This window comes from Mesorhizobium carmichaelinearum (assembly GCF_900199455.1).
In the GTDB taxonomy this organism is placed as follows: Bacteria; Pseudomonadota; Alphaproteobacteria; order Rhizobiales; family Rhizobiaceae; genus Mesorhizobium; species Mesorhizobium carmichaelinearum.
The window spans coordinates 280,770-303,461 of record NZ_FZQR01000004.1; the positions used below are offsets into that span (position 1 = coordinate 280,770).

At 63.3% G+C, this 22,692-nt stretch carries 23 protein-coding genes; 13 read left to right on the forward strand and 10 right to left on the reverse strand.

Going from position 1 to position 22,692, the window contains the following annotated elements; all coding sequences use genetic code 11:
- The first annotated feature begins 135 nt into the window (after positions 1–135).
- Positions 136–1,917 (forward strand): single-stranded-DNA-specific exonuclease RecJ, encoded by a 1,782-nt coding sequence (gene recJ / locus CKW40_RS11225; protein ID WP_095200289.1) that lies wholly within the window; start codon positions 136–138, stop codon positions 1,915–1,917.
- Between the two features lie 39 nt (positions 1,918–1,956).
- On the opposite strand, the gene CKW40_RS11230 is transcribed toward recJ, so the two are convergent.
- The 3 genes from CKW40_RS11230 to folE all read right to left on the reverse strand — a co-directional run bounded on the left by CKW40_RS11230 (position 1,957) and on the right by folE (position 4,149).
- Positions 1,957–2,931 carry a patatin family protein gene (locus tag CKW40_RS11230; RefSeq protein WP_439330976.1) on the reverse strand — a complete coding sequence of 325 codons (975 nt, stop codon included), beginning with the start codon at positions 2,929–2,931 and terminating at the stop codon, positions 1,957–1,959.
- Between the two features lie 81 nt (positions 2,932–3,012).
- Entirely contained in the window at positions 3,013–3,474 is a 462-nt protein-coding gene (gene hisI, locus CKW40_RS11235; protein WP_095199968.1) for a phosphoribosyl-AMP cyclohydrolase, read from the reverse strand.
- A gap of 42 nt (positions 3,475–3,516) precedes the next feature.
- A complete protein-coding gene (gene folE, locus CKW40_RS11240; protein WP_095199969.1) occupies positions 3,517–4,149 on the reverse strand; it encodes a GTP cyclohydrolase I FolE in 633 nt (210 codons plus the stop codon).
- A 240-nt stretch (positions 4,150–4,389) separates the two neighbouring features.
- Here folE and CKW40_RS11245 point away from each other — a divergent pair, with 240 nt between their 5' ends.
- Positions 4,390–4,836, forward strand: coding sequence for an iron-sulfur cluster assembly scaffold protein (locus CKW40_RS11245; protein ID WP_095199970.1), 447 nt, complete (start codon positions 4,390–4,392; stop codon positions 4,834–4,836).
- A 2-nt stretch (positions 4,837–4,838) separates the two neighbouring features.
- Complete coding sequence (gene tolA / locus CKW40_RS11250) at positions 4,839–5,327, forward strand: cell envelope integrity protein TolA (RefSeq protein WP_095199971.1); 489 nt, start codon at positions 4,839–4,841, stop codon at positions 5,325–5,327.
- A gap of 24 nt (positions 5,328–5,351) precedes the next feature.
- Here the strand turns inward: tolA and CKW40_RS11255 are convergent, their stop codons facing one another.
- Positions 5,352–6,269 (reverse strand): LysR substrate-binding domain-containing protein, encoded by a 918-nt coding sequence (locus CKW40_RS11255; protein WP_095199972.1) that lies wholly within the window; start codon positions 6,267–6,269, stop codon positions 5,352–5,354.
- Between the two features lie 92 nt (positions 6,270–6,361).
- Between CKW40_RS11255 and CKW40_RS11260 the strand changes: the two genes are divergently transcribed.
- The 3 genes from CKW40_RS11260 (at position 6,362) to blaOXA (ending at position 7,957) form a co-directional block, all read left to right on the forward strand.
- Positions 6,362–6,535 (forward strand): hypothetical protein, encoded by a 174-nt coding sequence (locus CKW40_RS11260; RefSeq protein ID WP_095199973.1) that lies wholly within the window; start codon positions 6,362–6,364, stop codon positions 6,533–6,535.
- A gap of 70 nt (positions 6,536–6,605) precedes the next feature.
- Entirely contained in the window at positions 6,606–6,980 is a 375-nt protein-coding gene (gene yidD / locus CKW40_RS11265; RefSeq protein WP_095199974.1) for a membrane protein insertion efficiency factor YidD, read from the forward strand.
- Between the two features lie 149 nt (positions 6,981–7,129).
- A complete protein-coding gene (blaOXA, locus tag CKW40_RS11270; RefSeq protein WP_095199975.1) occupies positions 7,130–7,957 on the forward strand; it encodes a class D beta-lactamase in 828 nt (275 codons plus the stop codon).
- 6 nt (positions 7,958–7,963) lie between these two features.
- On the opposite strand, the gene CKW40_RS11275 is transcribed toward blaOXA, so the two are convergent.
- On the reverse strand, positions 7,964–8,800 hold the full coding sequence (locus tag CKW40_RS11275; RefSeq protein WP_095199976.1) for an SAM-dependent methyltransferase: 837 nt from the start codon (positions 8,798–8,800) through the stop codon (positions 7,964–7,966).
- Between the two features lie 254 nt (positions 8,801–9,054).
- Here CKW40_RS11275 and thrS point away from each other — a divergent pair, with 254 nt between their 5' ends.
- Positions 9,055–11,031, forward strand: a complete 1,977-nt coding sequence (gene thrS, locus CKW40_RS11280) for a threonine--tRNA ligase (RefSeq protein ID WP_095199977.1) — start codon at positions 9,055–9,057, stop codon at positions 11,029–11,031.
- Positions 11,032–11,114: 83 nt separating this feature from the next.
- The gene (locus CKW40_RS11285; RefSeq protein ID WP_095199978.1) at positions 11,115–12,053 is read left to right on the forward strand and encodes a lysophospholipid acyltransferase family protein; all 939 of its coding nucleotides are present in this window, start codon (positions 11,115–11,117) and stop codon (positions 12,051–12,053) included.
- Positions 12,054–12,076: 23 nt separating this feature from the next.
- Here CKW40_RS11285 and CKW40_RS11290 read toward each other — a convergent pair whose 3' ends face one another.
- Positions 12,077–13,039, reverse strand: a complete 963-nt coding sequence (locus tag CKW40_RS11290; RefSeq protein ID WP_095199979.1) for an RgsD C-terminal domain-containing protein — start codon at positions 13,037–13,039, stop codon at positions 12,077–12,079.
- Positions 13,040–13,193: 154 nt separating this feature from the next.
- Here CKW40_RS11290 and CKW40_RS11295 point away from each other — a divergent pair, with 154 nt between their 5' ends.
- Positions 13,194–13,778, forward strand: a complete 585-nt coding sequence (locus tag CKW40_RS11295) for a nitroreductase family protein (RefSeq protein ID WP_095199980.1) — start codon at positions 13,194–13,196, stop codon at positions 13,776–13,778.
- Positions 13,779–14,387, forward strand: a complete 609-nt coding sequence (locus CKW40_RS11300; RefSeq protein WP_095199981.1) for a flavin reductase family protein — start codon at positions 13,779–13,781, stop codon at positions 14,385–14,387.
- 18 nt (positions 14,388–14,405) lie between these two features.
- On the opposite strand, the gene CKW40_RS11305 is transcribed toward CKW40_RS11300, so the two are convergent.
- Positions 14,406–15,116: a TetR/AcrR family transcriptional regulator gene (locus CKW40_RS11305; RefSeq protein WP_095199982.1), complete on the reverse strand. Its 711-nt coding sequence runs from the start codon at positions 15,114–15,116 to the stop codon at positions 14,406–14,408.
- A gap of 146 nt (positions 15,117–15,262) precedes the next feature.
- On the opposite strand from CKW40_RS11305, the gene CKW40_RS11310 reads away from it, so the two are divergent.
- Both CKW40_RS11310 and CKW40_RS11315 read left to right on the forward strand, forming a co-directional pair.
- Complete coding sequence (locus CKW40_RS11310; protein ID WP_095199983.1) at positions 15,263–15,937, forward strand: methyltransferase family protein; 675 nt, start codon at positions 15,263–15,265, stop codon at positions 15,935–15,937.
- Positions 15,938–16,092: 155 nt separating this feature from the next.
- A complete protein-coding gene (locus CKW40_RS11315; RefSeq protein ID WP_095199984.1) occupies positions 16,093–17,994 on the forward strand; it encodes a CASTOR/POLLUX-related putative ion channel in 1,902 nt (633 codons plus the stop codon).
- Here CKW40_RS11315 and CKW40_RS11320 read toward each other — a convergent pair.
- Both CKW40_RS11320 and CKW40_RS11325 read right to left on the reverse strand, forming a co-directional pair.
- A complete protein-coding gene (locus CKW40_RS11320; RefSeq protein WP_095200292.1) occupies positions 17,991–18,872 on the reverse strand; it encodes an HpcH/HpaI aldolase/citrate lyase family protein in 882 nt (293 codons plus the stop codon). The genes CKW40_RS11315 and CKW40_RS11320 overlap by 4 nt on opposite strands.
- Positions 18,872–19,366 carry a MaoC family dehydratase gene (locus tag CKW40_RS11325; RefSeq protein WP_439330977.1) on the reverse strand — a complete coding sequence of 165 codons (495 nt, stop codon included), beginning with the start codon at positions 19,364–19,366 and terminating at the stop codon, positions 18,872–18,874. Before CKW40_RS11325 ends, CKW40_RS11320 begins: the two co-directional genes overlap by 1 nt.
- A 111-nt stretch (positions 19,367–19,477) precedes the next feature.
- On the opposite strand from CKW40_RS11325, the gene CKW40_RS11330 reads away from it, so the two are divergent.
- On the forward strand, positions 19,478–20,602 hold the full coding sequence (locus CKW40_RS11330) for a DUF2336 domain-containing protein (protein ID WP_095199985.1): 1,125 nt from the start codon (positions 19,478–19,480) through the stop codon (positions 20,600–20,602).
- Here CKW40_RS11330 and CKW40_RS11335 read toward each other — a convergent pair.
- A complete protein-coding gene (locus tag CKW40_RS11335) occupies positions 20,599–22,665 on the reverse strand; it encodes an FUSC family protein (RefSeq protein ID WP_095199986.1) in 2,067 nt (688 codons plus the stop codon). The genes CKW40_RS11330 and CKW40_RS11335 overlap by 4 nt on opposite strands.
- Positions 22,666–22,692: the final 27 nt, after the last annotated feature.

A 22,692-nucleotide genomic window follows, 5' to 3' on the forward strand; every position in this document is an offset into this window, starting at 1 on the left:
CCCTTGGCCCTGAAGCGCGTCGCGTTCAGGCGAGGCGCTTCAGGCTGTTGTTGTGCATGGCGTTATCCCAAAACCGCTGCACACTTTTTGGACGATATGCACTATCCTGCTGCCAACCATGAATTGGCAAAGCGCATGATGGGGGACAGGCGCCTCTTCCTCGATGTCAGGCAGTCGGCGACCGGGCTCTCCTGGGAGCACCGGCTGACCGAGCGGCAGGACATGGTCGCGCTTGCCATCGCGCAGGGCAATGGCGTGCCCGACATCGTCGCGCGCGTGCTTGCCGGACGCGGCGTGACCGCCGATGAGACCGAGCGCTTCCTCGACCCGACGATCCGCGACCTGTTGCCCAATCCGGCCTCGCTGACCGACATGGACAAGGCCGCCACCCGCATCGCCGCGGCGGTGATGGCGAGGGAAAAGGTGGCGATCTTTGGCGACTACGATGTCGACGGCGCTGCCTCGTCGGCCTTGCTGAAGCGGTTCCTGGCGCATTTCTCCATACCGTCGGAAATCTATATTCCGGACCGTATCTTCGAAGGCTACGGCCCCAACCCCGATGCCATGCGCGAGCTCGTTTCGCGCGGTGCGACGCTGATCGTCACCGTCGATTGCGGCACCAACAGTGCCGTGTCCGTCGATGCTGCCAACGAAGCCGGCGCCGATGTCGTGGTGCTCGACCACCACCAGGTCGGCGGCGCGTTGCCGGCGGCGATTGCCGTCGTCAATCCGAACCGTGACGACGATCTTTCCGGGCAGGGCCGTCTCTGCGCCGCCGGTGTCGTCTTCCTCACCTTGGTGCAGACCGCAAAAGTCCTGCGTGGCCTGAGCGATGCCGCGCCGCCTGACCTGCTTTCGCTGCTTGATCTCGTGGCTCTCGCTACCGTTTGCGATGTGGTGCCGCTCACCGGCGTCAATCGCGCTTTCGTCGTCAAGGGCCTGCAAATGGCGCGCCAACAGAAGAACGAAGGCCTGGCCGCGTTGGCGCGGGTTTCCCGTATTGGCGAACCGATCAGCACCTTTCATCTCGCCTATCTGATCGGTCCACGTATCAATGCCGGCGGGCGCATCGGCGATGCGGCGCTCGGCAGCCGGCTGCTTGCGACGGACGATCCGGTCGAGGCGCGGACCATCGCCGAGACGCTCGACCGGCTGAACCAGGAACGGCAACAGATGGAGCAGGAGATGCTGGCCGCGGCGCGTGCCGAGGCCGATGCCGAGCTTGCCGGTGGCAACGGACCGGCGATCGTCGTCACCGCCAGCAACAACTGGCATCCCGGCATTGTCGGCCTGCTCGCCTCGAGGCTGAAGGATCATGCGCGCCGGCCAGCTTTTGCCATCGCCTTCAACGCTATGGGCATCGGTACCGGTTCGGGTCGTTCGGTGTCTGGTTTCGATCTCGGCCGATTGGTGCGTGAAGCCGCCGATGCCGGGCTGATCGTCAAGGGCGGCGGCCATGGCATGGCGGCCGGCATCACCGTGGAGCGCGCCAAGCTCGGCGAACTCAGGGCATTCTTCGAGGAACGGGCGGCCGCCGACGTGTTTCGGCTGCAGGACGAGGAAAGCCTGGCGATCGACGGTGCGCTTGCCGCGGAAGGCGCGACGCTCAGCCTGCTCGATGCGCTGGAAAAGGCTGGTCCCTTCGGCGCCGGCCACGTCGCACCGGTCTTCGTGCTGCCGCGCCATCGGCTGGCCGACGCCCGGCCCGTCGGCACCAACCACATCCGCTGCGAATTGCAGTCGGACAGCGGCGGCCGCATCCAGGCGATCGCCTTTCGCGCCGTCGACACCGCACTTGGCGAATTCCTGTTCAAGAACCGGGGCAAGACCGTGCATGTCGCCGGTTCGCTGTCGGGCAATCACTGGAACGGCAACCGCACGGTGCAATTCCGCGTTGTCGACGCGGCAAGGGCGTAGCTGCGGCTGACTCTATGCAGCTGGCTGGCCGGTGCGTAACTAGGCGAGAACGGTCTGCAGCCGGGTCAGTTCGCCGATCTGCGCCATCGTCGCCTGGTAGCCGAGCTGGATCGCCTCGTCGGCGCGATGGAATTCGGTGAGGCCGATATGGCTGAGCTTCGGCTGCAGCGACATGTCGGGCGGATCGCCGGCAAGCCTGGCGCGCGAGATGCGGTCCTGGATGATGTTGAAGGCCTCGACCATGACGCCGGTGATGCCGAGGCGGCTCTGATGCGACTGGTGCTCGGCGTCGACACGGCCGGCGCGCGGCACGTCTTTTTCGACAACCAGTTCGCCGGCGCTGTGTTTTATCACGGCAGCGCGGCCGAACAGGTCGTAGTGAAGGTTGACCGCCACGACGAGCGGCTGCTCGTAGGCGCGGCAGACCGATACCGGCACCGGATTGACCAGCGCGCCGTCGACCAGCATGCGGCCGTTGCAGTTCACCGGCTCGAACACGCCAGGCAATGCGTAGGACGCGCGCATGGCCGTGATCAGCGAGCCGCTCGACAGCCAGATCTCGTGGCCAGTACGGATTTCCGATGCGACGCTGACAAAGGGTTTTGGCAGGTCCTCGAAACGGATGCCGTTCACATGTTCGCGCAGACGGGCGTCGAGCTTCATGCCGCCGAACAGGCCGCTGCCGCGCAGATTGAGATCGAGCAGGCCGAAAATGCGCCGCTTGGTCAGGCTGCGGGCGAACTCTTCCAGCTCGTCCAGTTTGCCGGCGAGATAACAGCCGCCGACCAGCGCGCCGATCGAGGTGCCGGCGATCATCGAAACTTCAATGCCGGCTTCATCGAGCGCGCGCAGCACGCCGATATGAGCCCAGCCCCTGGCGCAACCACCGCCCAGAGCGAGCGAAATGCCTGTTTTCTTGGGAGATTTCGGATCGGACGCGCCGCCGTGAGAGGTCAGGCCGTTGGCCTCCCTGACATCTGGTCTGGTCCGCAATGACGCCCACTCGAGCATCATGATCTCCCTTGTCCCAAGGCTAATATACGGACGGGCCGTATCGAAATGATGAATCTGTGTGGTTGGTGTGAAGTAGAAGGTTCAAGCTGACGGCTTCCGATACGTGTTTTCCGCATCGAACAGCGGCTTGCTGCCGTCGTCAAGAAGCGTCCCCTTGCCGTCGACCAGCCCCACCGTCCGATAAAAGCATGAACGCCGGCCGGTGTGACAGGTTGCGTCGTGGCCCAACACTTTCACGCGCAGCCACAATGCATCCTGGTCGCAGTCGGTGCGCATCTCGACGACATGCTGGAAATTGCCCGAGGTTTCGCCCTTTTTCCAAAGCGCGTTACGCGAGCGCGACCAGTAGTGGGCGATGCCCGTTTCCAGCGTCAGCGCCAATGCCTGCGCATTCATATGCGCGACCATCAACAGCATGCCGTCTTCGGCATCGGTGACGACGACGGTGACGAGGCCGGCCGCATCGAAGCGCGGTGAAAACACCGCGCCTTCTTCCAGGGCCTTCTTGTCTGACGGAGCTTTGGGAAATTCCAGTGCCGACATCGCCGGTCTATTTTCCTGTTGACCGTGATGCCGGGGAGGGGCTTACGCCCCGCCGCGCACCATGGTGACGAAACGAACCTGCTCCTCGGGCGTATCCTTGAAGACGCCGGTGAAGGTGGAGGTGAGTGTGGTGGAGCCCTGCTTGCGGATGCCGCGCATGGCCATGCACATATGCTCGGCCTCGATCATGACGGCGACGCCGCGAGGGTTGAGCACATCCTGGATGACGCCGGCGATCTGCGCGGTCAGCGCTTCCTGCGTCTGCAGGCGATGGGCGAAGATATCCACCACACGCGCGATCTTGGACAGGCCGACCACCTTGCCATCCGGCAGATAGCCGACATGCGCCTTGCCGATGATCGGCACCATGTGGTGCTCGCAATGCGAATGGAACTGAATATCCTTAACGATGACGAGATCGTCGTAGCCGGCGACCTCCTCGAAGGTGCGGCCGAGTTCCTCGGCCGGGCACATGTCGTAGCCACCGAACATTTCGCGATAGGCCTTGGCCACGCGCTTGGGCGTGTCGATCAGCCCTTCGCGGTCGGGGTTGTCGCCGGTCCAGCGCAGCAACGTATGCACGGCGGCCTCGACCTCTGCTTCGCTCGGCCGGTCGGTGACCGGCTTTTCCATATAGGCGGACTGGGGCATGAATTTCTTGATGACGGCATCCATAAAAGGCGTCTCCCGTAGTTCCTCTCCAAGGAGGAACGAGTTGAACGGACCACGACCTTTCGGTGTCGGAAACTCGCCCCGTTTCCAGCCCCGTAAGCGGCGTGAACTTCCCGGCCAGGACAGCGGCGCTCATCGCCTTGTCGTTACCGGACTGCCAGCATTATATAAGGTCGTAGCGAGCGAAAGGAAGACGCAGCAGCGGCAATCGCTGTTCGCTTGGCGGCGACGGATTGGAAAATAATGATCAACGATGTCTACAACGCGAAAATTCTCGGTTTCGCCGGAAACATCGCCCGCATCGGCCGGCTCGATCATCCTGACGCGACCGCCAAGGCGCATTCCAAGCTTTGCGGCTCGACCGTTACCGTTGATCTCAAGATGGCGGACGGCGTGGTCACCGATTTCGCCCATGACGTGAAGGCATGCGCGCTCGGCCAAGCCTCGTCCTCCATTATGGCGCAGCATGTCGTCGGCGCCAGCGCCGAGGAATTGCGCACGGTGCGCGACACCATGTTGAAGATGCTGAAGGAAAATGGCGCGCCGCCCGAGGGGCGCTTCGCCGACCTGAAGTATCTGGAGCCGGTGCGCGACTACAAGGCACGCCATGCCTCGACCATGCTGACCTTCGACGCCGTGGTCGACGCCATCGGCCAGATCGAGAAGAAGCGCGCCGAAGAAGCGGCCTGACCTTGCGTTTTTTCACCATGCGCGGACGTCGCGACCGCTCGCAACACAGTTCCTTCTGCGACTTGGTGTTCATCTGGAGCCTTGCCGGCGCGCTTTTGTCGACCTGCGGCACGAGCCGGGCCGACGTGGCAGTCACGCGCGATATCGGCGATTATCTCATGAAGGCCGTCCAGGTCTGCTGGAACATGCCTGCAAATACCACGAGCATTGCACGCGTTCAGATCAGCCTGAACAAGGACGGATCGCTCGCCGGCCCGCCAAAGATCCTCGGTCCCGTCACACCGCCACCGGACAAGGTTGCCGAGACCGCCGTTCGAGCGATCACACGCTGCGCGCCATTTCCCGGGCTGATACCCTACGCGGCCCACTATGATCTGTGGCGCGATGTCGTCCTCACATTCAACCCGGCAGAAGCCCCGCCGGCTGGGCCTTCGAAGGTGGATGCGAACGACATCGACAAATTTCTCGAAAAATACAAGAAGGCAAAGTAGCTGGAGCCAGGCTCGGGAACCGGTTCAAGCCGTTGCTTCAAGAGTCCGTCTGCTTTCGGCAAATTCGCCTCTCAGCCAGTCAGCGAAAGCCGCGGCTGGCTCGGAAAGATCCTTTAAGCTCCTGGCCACCAGCCAGTAGGCGCCGGATGCAACGTCGATATCGAATGGCTTGATCAGCGCGCCGGCTGCGACTTCCCCACCGATCTGCAAGAGGTCGCCCAGCGCCACGCCATGTCCGAGCAGGGCGGCCTGCTTTGAAAGCGATGCGTCCGCCAGCATGGGACCTCGCGCGGGCACGGCGTCGACGGGGACGCCAGCCGCTTCGAACCAGCGCGCCCATCCCTGGCGGTTTTCCTCGTGCAAAAGTGTGTAGCTGGCGAGGTCGATCGGTTTCTCAAGGGCAGGGCCCGAGGCGAGCAGTGCTGGCGACAGAACCGGTGAATCGACGGTCGAGGCAAGCCGCTCGGCCTGACTGCGAGGCCAGGAGATGGCATGGGCGCTGAAGCGTAGGGCAAGCTCAGGCTGATCGCTGCGGAATTCGATCAGCCTCGGGTCGACTTCGAGCGAGACGTCGATGTCGGGCCGCAATTGGCGAAACCGGTTGAGCCTGGGCACCAGCCAGACTGAGGCAAGCGACGGCTCGACGCTGACACGAACCACGGACTGCGCGGGGACAGCGACCAATTCCGAAAGCAGTCTGTCGATGTCGTCGAAACTCCTGACCAATTGGGCGAGCAACCTGTGGCCGGCATCCGTCAGTTCGACGCGGCGATGGTGACGTTCGAACAAGGGCTGGCGCAGGAAGGTTTCGAGTTCGCGGATCTGCCGGCTGATCGCCGCCTGCGAGACGAAAAGCTCCTCGGCGGCCTTGCTGAAACTCAGGTGCCGGCCGGCCGCCTCGAAACTCCTCAATGCCGTCAACGGCAGGCGTCCGCGCTTCATTTCACATAATCCAGGGTTATCCGAAGTGGAAATTATACTCGTTTGAAGGCCAAGGCCAGCGGCGGTCTAATCGCGTCAAAGGAGACGCGATCATGATCCAGTTCCTGAACATTTTCGGCGATGTCATGCGGATCGCAACGTTCCAATGGCGCGACGACATGCATCATGCAAAGCGCAGCGACGAGCCGGCCGGCCCCGGCCGCTGGGCGCCTCCTGTCGACAGGCAGCCGTTTCGCCGCTCCCGCCCATGGCAACATGGCGGATAAGGGCGGAGGGATTGCGTTCTACCGACGAAGCTCACATCTATCGCGGGAAGAACGCGATACGGAGACTGCGGTGCACGACCCGCATGGGCATGCCCACACTGCCAGGCCGCCGGGGCGCGGCCGCAACTGGCCCGGCCCGTGGCGCAAGACGCCTGGCCGTCTCTTCGGCACGTCATTCGTGCGCCTCTACCAGCTGACGCTGTCCGGCTTTGTCGGCAATTCCTGCCGGCATTTGCCGACCTGTTCGGAATATGCGCATGAGGCGATCGCCCGCCATGGCTTGTGGGCCGGCGGCTGGATGGGCTTTTTCCGGGTGCTGCGCTGCGGGCCCTTCGGCACGCATGGCATCGACCTGGTGCCGGAAGTGCTGGCGGATCGTTACGTCTGGTTCATGCCCTGGCGGTACTGGCGGATCGGCCGTAAGAGCGCCGAAACGAAGGCCTGATTGCGTCGATCACGCTTTGGGCGGCGGCGCATGTTTACGATCCAGTAGGGTTAACGCAAGCCTGCACAAAGACTGCGCATTTGAGACAAAATCGAGACAAGAGACCTCGCTAAGCCCGCTCGCGAACACCCCTTCTGGAGCGAGCATCAATGCGTAACATCGACCGTCTTCCCTTTATCGTGGCTGGAGTGCTCTTCCTGCTCGCCTGGCTGCTGGGGTTCCCGATGCGCGCGCAGTCAGCGCCGCTTGGGGATGTGCAGTGCACGTTGATCGCCGATGCAGCAACCGGCAAGACACTCTACCGGGACGGCACCTGCGACCAGCGCTTCAGCCCGGCCTCGACGTTCAAGGTGCCGCTTTCGCTGATCGGCTATGACGCCGGGATCCTGAGCGACGAGCACACACCGAGCTGGGACTACAAGCCCGAATTCAATGCGGTGAAGCGGGATCAGAAGACCGTCGATCCGGTGATCTGGGAACGCGATTCGATTATCTGGTTCTCCCGCGAGATCACGCGCCGGCTCGGGGCGGAGACCTTTGCCGGCTATGTCTCGAAACTCGGCTACGGCAACAATGACGTCTCCGGCAATCCCGGCAAGAATGATGGCCTGACCCATTCCTGGGTGAATTCCTCACTCAAGATCACGCCGGTCGAGCAGGTCGATTTCCTGCGCAAGCTGCTGGCGCGCAAGCTGCCGGTCTCGGCCAAGGCCTACGACATGACGTCAGCGATCATCCCGACATTCCAGGCTGGTGGCTGGACGGTGCAGGGCAAGACCGGCAGCACGAGGCTCGCCAACGATGCCGACAAGATCAGGGACAAGCGTTCGCTCGGCTGGTTCGTCGGCTGGGCAAAGAAGGATGGTCAGCAGATCGTCTTTGCGCGTCTCATCGTCGACACCAAGCGCACCGATGTGCCGAAGGGCTGGAGCACACGCTCCGGGTTTCTGAAGGATCTGCCGCTGCTGATGAAATAAACTTGGTCAGGCGGTTCGGCGGGCACGGATGATGTGGCCGCCGGAGTTGGCCGTTGTTGCCTTCGGCGCCCCGGAAAGGCGGGCGGCCATATCGCCGCTCTCGATATCTTCGATCTCGTCGAAGCCGAGCTCGGTCAGGGATTTCGCCAGGTCGGTTGGAACAAAGAAGCTGATCCATGGCTCGCCGACAGAAGCGACGCGCGCCGCATGGAAGGCCAGCGCAGCCTGCCCCGCCGCATCGCGGTTCTCAGCCGGTTCGCTGTAGTCGAACACGACCTCCGAGCCGGGGACGCCGGCAATCCACGACAGCGTGTTGAAGATCGCTTCTTTCGTTAGGTAGGGCACGACCCCCAGCCAGATGAAGAAGCTCGGCTCGGTCGACTGCAAACCGGCCGCAGCCAATTCCGCGGACAGGCTTTGCCGCTCGAAATCGACCGGTACGAATGTGGTGGCGGCTGGCTCGACAAGACCACTATCGGCAATGCATTTGCGTTTCCAGGCTTGCGTGGCCGGATGGTCGACTTCGAACACGCTGAGGTCCGGATATGGATTGCGCAGCGAAAACGTGTCGAGGCCGGCGCCAAGCACGACGAGCTGACGGATGCCGCGACGCACCGCCGCCGCCAGCCAGTCCTCGGCGAAGCGGGCGCGCGCCGCCACGAACAGGCGCATGCGCCGGCGGCGTTCGTCCTCCTGTTCAAGCTCCTGTGCCGTGGGAGCCGCTTCACCCAGAATCGCGATCGCGTAGGGATCGCGAAACAGCCCTGCCTGCGGTGAAAACTGATGCAGGGCCCTCATACGTGCGACGCCAAGGGCGGTTCGGCTGGGTGTTGCGTCTTCCATATCGACAATTCCATAAGATTGCGGGGATATTCGCAAGCCTGGGCGACGGGCCTGCGACATCCCTGCCGACATTTCCTGACGGCCAGGCCAATCAGTGCTCTTTACCTGGCTCGGCACTGCCTCTAAAACCCGCCCGCTGCCGGATGCATCCGGCTCACTTATGGATGTCGTAACCCCAAAACCGCCATACACTTTTGGGTGACATGCATTTTCAACCACCCGCGCTCGTTTGCGGGACTGGATAGGAGAACCTTATGCTGAATTCCGTTTCCCTGACATTTCCCGATGGCTCCGTCCGCGACTACGACGCGGCGATGACTGGTGCCGGCCTTGCCGAATCGATCTCGAAGTCGCTGGCCAAGAAGGCCGTGGCCTACGCCATCGACGGCACCGTGCGCGACCTCAGCGACCCGCTCGGCAAGTCCGGCAAGGTCGAGATCATCACCCGCGACGATGCGCGCGCGCTTGAACTTATCCGTCACGACGCAGCACACGTGCTGGCGGAAGCCGTGCAGGAATTGTGGCCGGGGACGCAGGTGACCATCGGGCCGGTGATCGAGAACGGATTCTATTACGACTTCGCCCGCAACGAGCCGTTCACGCCGGACGACTTTCCGGTGATCGAGAAGAAGATGCGCGAGATCATCGCGCGCAACAAACCGTTCACCAAGGAGGTCTGGTCGCGCGACAAGGCCAAGAAGGTCTTCGCCGACAAGGGCGAGCGCTACAAGCTGGAACTGATCGACGCCATTCCCGAGGATCAGGACCTCAAGATCTACGCCCAGGGTGACTGGTTCGACCTCTGCCGCGGTCCGCACATGGCCTCGACCGGTCAGATCGGCAATGCCTTCAAGCTGATGAAGGCGGCCGGCGCCTATTGGCGCGGCGATTCGAACAACCCGATGCTGACGCGCATCTACGGCACCGCCTGGGTCGACCAGGCGCAGCTCGATGGCTACCAGACGATGCTGGAGGAGGCCGAGAAGCGCGACCACCGCAAACTTGGACGCGAGATGGACCTGTTCCATTTCCAGGAGGAGGGACCGGGCGTGGTCTTTTGGCACGCCAAGGGCTGGAAGATGTTCCAGAACCTGGTCAACTACATGCGCCGCCGTCTCGACGAGCAGGGCTACCAGGAGGTTAACGCGCCGCAGGTTCTGGACAAGAGCCTGTGGGAAACGTCAGGCCATTGGGGCTGGTATCGCGACGCCATGTTCAAGGTGACGGTCGCCGGTGACGACACCGACGACGACCGGGTCTTTGCGCTGAAGCCAATGAACTGCCCAGGCCATGTGCAGATTTTCAAGCATGGGTTGAAGTCTTATCGCGATCTGCCCGTAAAACTTGCAGAATTTGGCAATGTGCATCGCTACGAACCTTCAGGCGCACTGCACGGGTTGATGCGCGTGCGCGGCTTTACGCAGGATGATGCGCATATCTTCTGCACCGAAGAGCAGCTCGCGGCGGAATGCCTGCGCATCAACGATCTGATCCTGTCGACCTATGCCGATTTCGGTTTTGAAGAGGTCAGCGTCAAGCTGTCGACACGGCCGGACAAGCGGGTCGGCACCGACGAGGCGTGGGATCATGCCGAGGCGATCATGGGCAATGTGCTTGAGACGATCAGGACAAGGTCCGGCAACCGGATCAAGACCTCGATCAATCCGGGCGAGGGCGCCTTCTACGGGCCGAAGTTCGAATATGTGCTGAAGGATGCCATCGGCCGTGAATGGCAGTGCGGCACGACGCAGGTCGACTTCAACCTGCCGGAACGCTTTGGTGCCTTCTACATCGGCTCGGATTCAGAAAAGAAGCAGCCGGTCATGGTGCATCGCGCCATCTGCGGTTCGATGGAGCGTTTCCTCGGCATTCTGATCGAGAACTATTCCGGCCATTTCCCGCTGTGGTTCGCACCGCTGCAGGTGGTGGTGGCGACGATCACTTCCGAGGCAGACGGCTATGCGACCGAGGTGGTGGCAAAGCTGAAGGCTGCCGGGCTGCTGGCGGAAGCCGATCTGCGCAACGAGAAGATCAACTACAAGGTCCGTGAGCACAGCCTGGCCAAGGTGCCGGTCATCCTCGTCTGCGGCAAACGCGAGGCGGAGGAACAGACGGTCAACATGCGCCGGCTTGGCTCGCGCGACCAGGAATCGCTTGGCCTTGCCGAGGCGATCGCGCAACTGACCGAAGAAGCGGTGACGCCGGATCGCAGGCGCAAACGCGCTGCCTGATCTGCATAGTCCCAAGGAATGGCGGTGGAGCGATCCACCGCCATTTTCATATCCCTGTCACGCCGATCTTGTAATGAATCGCTATGCTCAAGCTGAAATTGCGCGAAAAACCATTTCCCGAACTTTCCTACGCCAATCCGCACCAACCGGTGCTAACGCGCTGGGTCATCCATTCCATTGAAGGCCTGTCGGGGCGCGACCGTTATGCCGCGCTCTATGATTTCTGGCGCCGTCAGGTGGTGCCATCAGGCGAGCGCGTGTTCAGCCGCATGCTCGACCTCATCGACGTGCGCATACGCACCCCCGACCAATGGCCGCCCGCGCCATTGCCGGACACACCGCTGGTGATCGTGGCCAACCATCCGTTCGGCATCGGCGACGGCATCGCCGTGCTCTCATTGGTGGAGCAGCTGGGGCGGCCGTTCCGGGTGATGATCCACAAGGATCTGCTCAAGATCCGCGAGATGGAGCCCTATTCGCTGCCGATCGATTTTTCCGAGACCAAGGAAGCGCTGAAGAACAACATGGCCGTGCGCCACGAGGCGGTGCGGCTGCTGAAGGAGGGCGTCACCATCGTGGTGTTTCCCGCCGGTGGTGTCGCCACCGCGCCGAAAGGCTTTGGCCGGGCGCGCGACCTGCCATGGAAGATGTTTCCGGCACGCCTGGTTCAGGATGCCAAGGCGTCCGTCATTCCAATGCATTTTTCCGGACAGAACGGCAGGCTGTTCCATCTGGTCAGCGGGCCGATGAACATGGCTGAACGCGACGGCCGCGTCGCCAAATTCGTCGGCAAGGCGTCGCTGACACTGCGCCTTTCGATGCTCATCCACGAATTCGCGCGGCTGTCCGGCAAGGCGATCGACGTGCGCGTCGGCGATGTGCTGAGCTGGAGCGAACTGGAGCCGCTGCGTGACCGCAAAATATTGCTCGACCGGCTTTACCGCGGGGTGTTCGACCTGGCGCCGCAGCTGCCGCGCCGCCGCATTCCCTTCCTGCCGGCACGCACCAAGCTGGCTGCCTGAGATCGGGAACATACGGCTGAAGGCTAGTCTGCGCCTTCTTCCGGATCCATGGCCGCGGCCTCGGTCGCGAGAACCTCGATTTCCTGGTTCTGTCCGGCCACGACCGTGAAATCCTTCTGGTAGATGCGGTCGCGGTTCTTGGCGATGATGGTGTAGTCGCCTTCGGCAAGCACCATCGAGGCAAAGGCGCCGACGGTCTCCTTGATCGGATCGCCCGATTCGTTGAGCAGCGACCACGACGTGTCGGCGATGGCTTCGCCGCCGGCTTCGCGCACCAGCTTCATGGTGATCTCGGCTGCGTGGTGCTCGACGGTGGCTTCGGTCAGCTTGCCGGCCTCGACGCGGATGTCGGAGCGGATGACCGCATTGACCGCGCCGTAGGTCGAGACGACATGGTAGATGCCGGCGTTCAACCTCACGACGCTGTTGGGCTCGACATCGGGAATGATCAGCGCGCGGTCGCCATTGGCCTCGGCGGTGCCCTCATAGATCGAAAAGCGCAGTTTCTTCGGCGGAATGCGCACGCCGCCGGACAGAACCGCGTCGAGCTTCAGGCCGCCGGCATCGAGCACCAGGCTTTCCCGCTTGGCTTCCTTGCCGACAGTGATGCGCTTGGTGGCGCCGGCGCGGCCATAGGAGGCATGGACCAGATAGCTGCCGGGCTCGAGCTGGAAGACGGCGCTGCCGCCATGGGCGGAGGCGACCATCGGCAATTTGCCGTTGACGGCTTCAGGCTTGAAGACACGCCAGACGAGACCACGGGTGATGTCGGTGCCTTTGTCGGTCAGCTGGGCCGATAAAGTGATGGAGCCACCGCCGCCAAGCGCCAGCGGGGTTTCGCTCTTGGGCGTCGCATAGCTCGAAATTCCAGGAAGTTTCAGGTCGCCGACGCCGTCCTTTTGCTGCGCAGCGGCCATGGAGACCGGCAGCAGGAACAGCGCGGCGCAGAGCCAGACCAGGAAAAGACGCAGTCGCCCCTCAAACATGCCTTGCGTTGAAGCCCATGGCGGTGGCAATTTCAAGGCTTAAGAGTCCAATCCATGACTCTTCAGCCCGGCGCTTGCGCGCCTTTGCCCGAGCCGCCCGAATTCCCGATGGTGCGCTTCAGCTCAAAACAGAGTGTTTAGGAGACTTGCGCCGATGGCGTCGCCGATCATCGACTTCCTGCTGACCCGAAATTCGGCACCGATTCCCGACCTCAAGGAGCCGGCGCCCAGCGACGCCGATATCGCAACGATGATTGCCGCCGCCACGCGCGTGCCGGACCATGGCCGGCTCGAGCCGTGGCGCTTCATCGTTTATCGCGGCGATGTCCGCATCGAGATCGGCAAAAAGCTGGCGGCGCTTGCCGAAGAGCGGGAAGGGCCGCTGTCTGAGGGCCGCCGCAACCAGGAACTGGCGCGCTTTTCGCGCGCGCCGCTGGTGATCGGTGTGGTGTCGGTGCCGAAGGAGAACCCCAAGATCCCGCAATGGGAAATGTTCCTGTCCGGCGGCATGGCGGCGATGAATCTGATGATTGCTGCCAATGCGCTGGGCTATGGCACCAACATGATCAGCAACTGGTATTCCGACGTGCCGGAGGGCAGGGCGATCCTCGGACTGGCGTCGCAGGAGCGCGTGGTCGGTTTCATCCATATCGGCTCTTATGCCGGGCCAGCGCCGGAGCGGCCACGGCCCGACCCGGCAAAGCTCTATGCCGATTACTCTGGGCCTTGGGCGGGCTGAATGTTCTACGAGCCGTCCAAGGGGCACGGGCTGCCGCATGATCCGTCGAAGGCGATCGTGGCGCCGCGGCCGATCGGCTGGATATCGACGCTGAACAAGGCAGGCGAGATCAATCTGGCGCCATACTCTTTCTTCAACGCCCTTTCGACGCGACCCTTCATTGTCTGGTTCTCCTCGGAAGGTGAGAAGGACAGCGCTTCCTTTGCCCAGGAGACCGGTGAGTTCGTCGCCAATCTGGTCGGCCGCGATCTTGCGGAGAAGATGAATTACACGTCGGTCAACGCGCCGCGTGGCGTCAACGAGTTCGTTTACGCCGATCTCGCCATGGCGCCTTCACGTCTCGTCAGGCCGCCGCGCGTGGCGGCAGCGCCGGCCGCACTGGAATGCCGGGTGACCGAAGTGTTTCGCCCAAAGGCGCTGGACGGAACCCCGACCAGTGCGGTCGTCGTCGCCGGCGAGGTGATCGGCGTGCACATCGACGATGCCTTCCTGAAAGACGGCTTGTTCGACATCACCAAGGCCGGCAATGTCGCTCGTCTCGGCTATATGGATTACGCCAGCGTCGACGAGGTCTTTTCGATGCGCCGGCCACGCTGGGGTAAGGAGTAGGTTTCAGGACCTGGCAGGTCACCCTGCCTTGTCGGCTTTCCGTCGGGCTGTCATGACGGCTCTGATATAGCCGGGCTCTCCGATCCGAATGCTGCCGTCGGGAAGGCCGAGGATGCGGTCGAGAGCGATCTCGTAGAGCCTGACGCGTTTCTCCAGGATTTCGATCGCGACCTCCATATCGGCGTCGCTGCCGCTGGCGATTGCCTTGGCGACGACGTCATGGGTGGCCAAGCCGAACTGCATGACGATGTCGGCGACACCCTCGGGATCGAAGGTCCTGAAGGTGCCGTCTTCGACACCTTGCCGGATGATCCTGACCAGCAGGGGTGAAAACGATGCGCTGGCCGCCAGATTGATGCGATGGAAAAGCACGAGGTTCTCAGGCCGGAACATCGTCTCGAAAAGAGCCCAGGCCTCCGCCGCGGTCTCGATCTTGGCCTGCCGCGACTGGCTGAGCAGGCCATTCAGGCGGCCAAGCGGGTCGAGGCCGGGATCATCGAGTATACCCTGGACGCCTGCCAGTGCCTGTCTCGCGAAGCGGTCGGCCAGTGCTTCGAGAAGAGCCTCTTTGGAGGAGAAGTAGTGATAGAAGGCGCCCTTCGAGATGCCGGCTGAGGCAATCACGTCGTTGAGGCTCGCTCTGTCATAGCCCTGCGTCAGGAACAGCGCCTGGGCATGGTCCAGGATGTCTTCTCGCCTGAGTTCCGGATGCTTGATGACACGGGGCATGACGAAACCTTCTGCACGCGATGGCCGTTCCCGTCCAGCACGGGATAACAGATCGCCCGCTTGATTTATAGACCATCGGTCGGTATGGTAGACCATTGGTCTATTTCTGCCAATGCCGGCGAGGGGCATACAGTGGAAGGTCGATCATGATCGCGAAATTGGTGCTTCAGACATTCATCTGGTTCGGCGTCATGGGCGCCTTGCTCTTCCTGTCAGCCGACACGCTTGCCTGGCCGGGTGCCTGGATCTACCTGGTGGTGATGGTGGGGCTTAGTCTCACCATGGGCGTGGCGCTGGCGCGGCGCGATCCAGGCCTGATGAATGAGCGGCTGAGCCCTCCCATCCAGAAGAATCAGGCCGCGGCCGACAAGATCCTGCTCTCCATACTTCTCATCGCCATCTTTGGCTGGCAGATTTTCATGGGGCTAGACTTCCGTTTCGGCTGGTCGGCGGTTCCCGTCTGGGCGCAGGTGGTCGGCGCGCTGGTCCTGCTGGTCGGCATCTGGATCTGCTACCTGACTATGTTGGAGAACAGTTTCGCGGCGCCCGTGGTGAAGATCCAGGATGAGCGCGGACAGCGCGTGATCACCACGGGCCCCTACAGCTATGTCCGCCACCCGATGTATGCCGGCGCCATCCTCTTCTTCGCCGGCACGGCACTCCTGCTTGGCTCGTGGTGGGGGCTGGTATCGGTGCTCGTGTTCATCATTCTCCTGGCCATCCGCACCTTCATCGAGGAGAAAACCCTTCGCACCGGCCTGCGCGGCTATGACGACTACGCAACCCGGGTGCGCTACCGCCTGATCCCGATGGTCTGGTAGCAGCCGTACCAGACCAGTGCGTCAGGTTCGCCATCCCGGCTGATTCCGTGACCACGCGAAAAGCGATTCCCCTTCCTCCAAACACAGGTTAAGAGAGCGGCTTCGGCGTTGCGTCGGCGCATCGGCCTTGGGGATAGTACGGGGGCACCGGCGGCATGAAGAAACGATACTCGCTGGGAACCCGGCTGCGCTACGGCTTCGACAAGAGCATGGCCGCCGGCCCGATCGCGCTGATCGGCTGGCTTGCAGTCGTTTCCTTGCTGATCATCATCGCCGCCGCGGCTTTCCTTGCGGTGACCCGCATCGCGCCGGAGGGCGGCGAGCCGTTGGGCTTCTTCGAAGCGTTCTGGGAATCGCTGATGCGCACGCTCGATTCCGGCACGATGGGCGGCGATACCGGCTGGGCCTTCCGCCTCGTCATGCTGGTCGTCACGCTTGCCGGCATTTTTGTCGTGTCGGCCCTTATCGGCGTGCTCAGCGCCGGCGTCGATGGCAAGCTCGATGAACTGCGCAAGGGCCGCTCGCGCGTGCTCGAGGCCGACCACACCATCATCCTCAACTGGTCGCCGTCGATCTTCGACGTCATCTCCGAACTCGTCATTGCCAATGCCAGCCGCCGCCGACCGCGCATCGTCGTCATGGCCAATATGGACAAGGTCGCGATGGAGGATGAGATCGCGGCCAAGGTCGGCAAACTGGGCAACACGCGCATCATCTGCCGCAGCGGCGATCCGACCGATCTCTATGATCTCGCCATCGTCAATCCACAGAGTTCGCGGTCGGTCATCGTGCTGTCGCCGGATGGCGACGATCCGGATTCGCAGGTCATCAAGACGGTGCTGGCGCTGGTCAACGACCCCAACCGGCGCACCGACCCGTACAACATCGCCGCCGAAATCCGCGACGGCAAGAACGCCGAGGTCGCCCGCGTCGTCGGCGGGGCCGAGGTGCAGCTGGTGCTGGCCGATCAACTGATCTCGCGCATCGTCGTGCATTCGAGCCGGCAGTCGGGCCTCAGCGGCGTCTATTCGGAGCTGCTCGATTTCGACGGCTGCGAAATCTATACGATCGAGCAGCCTGATCTCACCGGCAAGACCTTTGGCGAGGCAGTGATGGCGTATGAGCACTGCGCGCTGATCGGGCTTTGCGACCAAAAGGGGAGCGTCAATCTCAACCCGCCGTCGGAGCTGGTGATCGGCAAGGACCTGCGCGCCATTGTCATTGCCGAGGACGACGCGGCGATCAAGCTCGGCAGCACCGGGATCAAGATCGACGCGGCGGCGATCCGCGGGCCTCGGTCCGTCGAGCCGAAGCCGGAGCGCACGCTGATCCTCGGCTGGAACCGGCGCGGGCCGATCATCACCTATGAACTGTCGCGCTACGTCGCGCCCGGTTCGATCCTGACCATCGCCGCCGACACACCTGGGCTTGAGCAGGAAGTCGCCGGACTGCCGGTCGCCGGTGACAATCTGTCGGTTTCCTGCCGCATCACCGACACGTCGAGCAGCACGGCGCTTTCAAGCCTCGACGTGCCGTCCTACGACCACGTGCTCGTCCTCGGCTACAGCGAAACCATGGCCGCGCAGCCGGCCGATACGCGCACGTTGGTGACGCTGCTGCATCTGCGCAAGATCGCCGATGATACCGGCCTGCACATCTCCATCGTCAGCGAGATGATCGACGTGCGCAATCGGGAGCTTGCGGCGGTGACCAAGGCCGATGATTTCGTCGTCAGCAACCGGCTGGTCAGCCTGATGTTGGCGCAGGCGTCCGAGAACCAGCACCTGGCTGCGATCTTCGATGACCTGCTCGACGAGCAGGGTTCCGAAATCTATATGCGTCCGGTCGCCGATTATGTCGCCATCGATCAGCCGGTAACCTTCTGGACGATAGCGGAGTCGGCGCGGTTGCGCGGCGAGATCGCCATAGGCTACCGGCGCATCCGCGCCGGAGATGCCGACCAGCGGGCACTGGGCGGCGTCACCGTCAATCCGCTGAAGTCGGAAGCGCTGGCCTATCTGCCGGAGGATCGGATCATCGTGCTGGCGCGGGACTAAGCGGAGATCCCGGCTGCCTTGGCGCGTGCCAGCAACCGTTCGGCCAGGCGCAGATGCGGGCGGTCGAACATCTTGCCGTCGATGCCGACGACGCCGGGATTTCCCGCCGCTTCGAACGCCGCGACGATTGCCGCCGACTGTTTTACCGCCTCGGCCGAGGGCGTGAAGGCAGCGTTGATGACGGGCACCTGATCGGGGTGGATCGCCATCTTGCCGGTGAAGCCGTCGCGCTCGGCTTCAGTGCATTCCGCGGCGAAGGCCGCCATGTCGCGAAAACTCGGGAACACGGTGTCGATCGCCGCGACCTCGGCGGCACCGGCCGCAAGGATGGTCGTCAGGCGAGCGTGGCGAAACACGTCGGTGTAGCGGCCTTGCTCGTCGCGGGCCGTGCGTGCGCCGATCGCCGCCGACAGGTCTTCCGCGCCCCATGTAAGACCGGCGAGCCGCGCGCTCGCGCCGGCGTAGGTGGCGGCGGCGAGCACACCCGCCGGCGTTTCGGTGATGATCGGCAGGATCTTGATCGCGCCGTCGGGCAGGCCGTTCTCGGCCTCGCGAACCCTGAGCTTTGCCGAGAGCTGCTGGACGTCCTGGCCGCTGTTGGACTTGGGCAGCATGATGCCGTCCGGCTTTGCCGGAACGAGCGCGGCAAGATCATCGTCCGTCAATCCGGTCGAGAGGTCGTTGACCCTGATGTAGATCGCCGAGCTGGTTTGCCCCCTGCGTTCGGCGATAAAGCGTGCCGCGATGTCGCGCGCCGCAGCCTTGTTCTGTGGGGCCACAGAGTCTTCGAGGTCGACGATCACCACGTCGGCGCCGGCGCCAAAGCCTTTTTCCAGTTTTCTCTCGGAATCGCCGGGGAGGAACAGCAACGAGCGCATCAGGCGGCCTTCTTCAGCATCATCGCTTGCCTGGTGCATTTGGCGACAAGGTCGCCATGCTGGTTGTAGGCGCGGTGCTCGAATTCGACGATGCCGCGATCGGGCTTCGATTTGGACTCGCGCACCGAGATAACCGTGGTCTCGACGCGGATGGTGTCGCCGTGAAAGACCGGATGCGGAAAGGTGGTTTCCTTCATGCCGAGATTGGCGACCGTCGTGCCGACCGTAATGTCGTTGACCGAAATGCCGATCATCAGGCCGAGCGTGAACAGCGAGTTGACCAGCGGCTTGCCCCACTCGCTCTTGGCGGCGAAATCGAAGTCGATATGCAGCGGCTGCGGGTTCAGCGTCATCACCGAAAACAGCATGTTGTCGCTCTCGGTCACGGTCTTGCGCAGCGTGTGCTGGAAGACATGGCCGACAACAAATTCCTCGAGATATAGGCCGGCCATTTTCAGTCTCCTGCGCTGATTGACGGTTGATAGGCGCTGCATCCAGCGCTCGCAAGCCAGTTAATGAACATGGTGAACCGTTCGTAAACCATTTCTGCCTACCGTCTCCAGCGGGGCCGGGAACCCTCCGGCAAGGGGCGTAGGCAGACGGGCATGGTTGTTGTTTCGCATTTCCTGAAATGGATCTACACGGCAAGAGTGTCCGAGCGCGCCGCTGCGGCCAACGCGCTGGCCCGGGCCTATGTCAATTCCGAATTGCCGTTCGAGGATCGCTGTGCCGCAGAAGCGGCGCTGACGCTGCTGCTCGACGATGCCTCATCAAAAGTGCGGCTGGCGATGGCCGAAGCGCTCTCCATGAGCCAGCATGCGCCGCTGCAGATCATCAGCGCGCTGGCATCCGACCAGCCGGAAGTCGCCGGTGTCGTGCTGGCGCGCTCGCCGCTGCTCACCGACGCCGATCTGATCAACCGCGTGGCGGCGAGCCAGAAGGCAACGCAGAAGCTTATCGCTGATCGTCCTGTTGTCTCGATGGCGCTGTCGGCGGCCATCGCCGAGATCGGCGAGGCGGAAGCCTGCGCCGTGCTGCTGGCCAACAGCGGCGCCGACATCGCTTCGCTAAGCTTCCGCCGCATGGCCGAACGCCACGGGCATCTGCCGCTGGTGCGCGAGGCGCTGATATCGGATGCACGCTTGCCTGCCGACTGCCGGCATATGCTGTTGATCAAGCTCGGCGAGACATTGAAGACATCACCACTGGTCATGGCGTTGATGGGCGCCGCGCGTGCTGATCGCGTCATGCGGGACGCCTGCGTCAAAGCCTCGGTGACGTTGATCGAGGGCACGCGCCAGGAAGAGCACGCAGCACTGATCGAGCATCTCAGGCTGCGCGGCGATCTCACCGCAAGCTTCCTGATCCGCACCATCGCGCATGGCAAGGTCGATTTCTTCGGCTCCGCGCTGGTGGCACTCAGCCAGCAATCCGAGCCGCGGGTGAGGGCGCTGCTGGCCGGCGGCCACGATGTGGCCTTGCAGGCATTGTTCCGTAGTGCAGGTCTGGCTGCCCCTACGCATGCAATCATCCTGCGCGCGCTGAAGATTTGGCGTGAGGTCGCCAATGGCAAGCGCGTCGCCGGCGTACAGGAAGTCAGCTGGCTGATGCTCAAGGAATTGGGTGGGCAGTCCGCGGAAGGTGATCTCGCCGCCCTGGTCAAGTCGATCCATCTCGATGCGCTGCGCGAGAACGCGCGTGGGCACGCGCTGGTGATTGCCGCGGCCTAAGTTTTATCCCTCGCGAAGAAATCCGGAAAATCCTCCATCGCAGCGGCAATGATGCGCAGGGATGCCGCGATCTGCAGCATGTCGCCGGGGGCGTTTCGCTGGGCGATGCCCGCCGCATACTGCCTGGCGACGGCGATGGTCGCTGTCTGCGGATCACCGGGGGCGCGGAAGAGCAATTCGCGCGCCAGCCCTCTCAGGAAGTTGGCGATCGAAAGTGTGGTTTCGGGCGGGATGGCGTGGTTTTGGCTGGCATCGCGCAGCCGCAGGATCTCCAGGCCGACCGTGACGGCGGCGACGCCGCCACCCAGGACCGCCTCGCCCTTCCTGCCGGAGTTCTGCACCAGCGGCATCAGCTGGTTGATCCGGTCATAGGCGAGGCTCTCGAAGGCCGAACGCCTTGGCACGCGCTCGTGCAGGCAAAGCCGCGCCAGATCCTCGCGCATGGCGCGCACGATACGATTGGCTGCGAGCCACGGATCGGCGGGCAGCACGACAATGAAGACGCCGATTGCCAGCAGGATACCGACCAGCACCGACGCCGAGCCAGCAAAGAACGGGCCAGGATCATAGGTCATCGCCTGATGCGGGCTGAGGAAAGCGAGGAAGTTGATGGCGAAGGCCGTGGCTACGCCGACATAGCGCGGATTGGCCATGCCCAGCGCCGTCGGCACCAGAATAGGCACGACAAACAGGACGAACCAGCCGAAGCCGGGCAGGGCGGGTAATGCGATCTGGCCGACGAGGAAGGCAAAGGGCAAGGCCAGCAGCGTTCCCTTGAAGAAGCCCCAGGACACCTGCACCGGGTCGGGGCGAGCGGCGAAAAGGCTGGATACGACGGCAACGAGAATGACCGTGCCCGCTGCCTCGGACCATTTCGTCGTCAACCAGAAGGCCGCGACCAGCAAGGTGGCAAGGGCAGCGCGCACGGCATTGCGCGATGCGCCGGGGTAGTCGCGGTGAACCACCAGAGCAGGCTGCCTGCTGCCGCGAACCGGGCGCGTGGCGGGAGCGCGCAAGGCGTCGAGACCACGCAGCACCTGCTTGAAGGCCTCGGCGAAATCGGCGGCGATGGTGAGGCGGGTGATGGTGCCGACCCTGTCGTCGCCCTGATCGGTCGTGGCATCGGGCATTTGCCGGGCCTTGGCCGAGATGGCGTCGAGGCGTGCCACCCAGGGCGTGGTGTCATCCAAGGCGCCGGGCTTGGCCGCCAGCTCGCTGACAAGCGCCTGCAATTCCGAGCGCACCGGGATAAGGGCTGCGTTTTTCGGAGCGGCGTGCGAATGCAGCGCACGGGCCGCCGACAGCGCCGAGAGCAGTTGCCCGATGGTGCGCCGGACGGGATGGGCGCGCGGTGCGAAGCTCGGCGCCTCGAGCCTGGCATAGGCGCGCATCTCGCCCAGCGTCTGGGTGTCGGCGACGAGTTTGCGATGCAGTGCGGAAAGTGTCGCCGGATCACCTCCCGAGAAGGCTCCCGCGGCATAGGTGGCGAGATCGAGAATGCAGCGTTTCAGCCGAGAAATGATAGCGTCACTGGCCAGTTTCGGCAGGATCAGCCGGCTGGTCACGCCGGCGCAGACGATGCCAAGCACGATTTCCGCGCAACGCGCGACCGCGAGGTCGACGACCAGATGCGGCTGTCCGAAGGCGGGCAGGCCGATGATCATGGCGGTGTAGCCGGCAAGTGCCGCACCATAGGCTTCGGGATTGCGCAGCAGCGAAGAAACCAGAGTGCAGATGCCGATCCAGACAGCGAGTACCGTCACCAGTACCCATGGATTGGTGCCGAAGACGGTGGTGATGCCGATCGCCGCAACGCCACCGGCGAGCGTGCCGAGCAACCGGTAAAAACCTTTCGCCAGCACCATGCCGGCAACCGGCTGGGCGACGATGAACACCGTCATCATCGCCCATTGCGGGTGGTCGAGCTTGAGGGCGTAGGCAGCGAGAAGCGCGATCAGGCCGGCCGAAACGGTGCGCAGGGCGAAAATCCAGTCCGAGCGCGTCGGTTGCGTCAGTCCGGCCAGGCTCGTTTCGAAATAGGCTTTCAGCCGGGCGCCGGTCACATGCTCGTCTCCGCAAGTCGAGCCTGT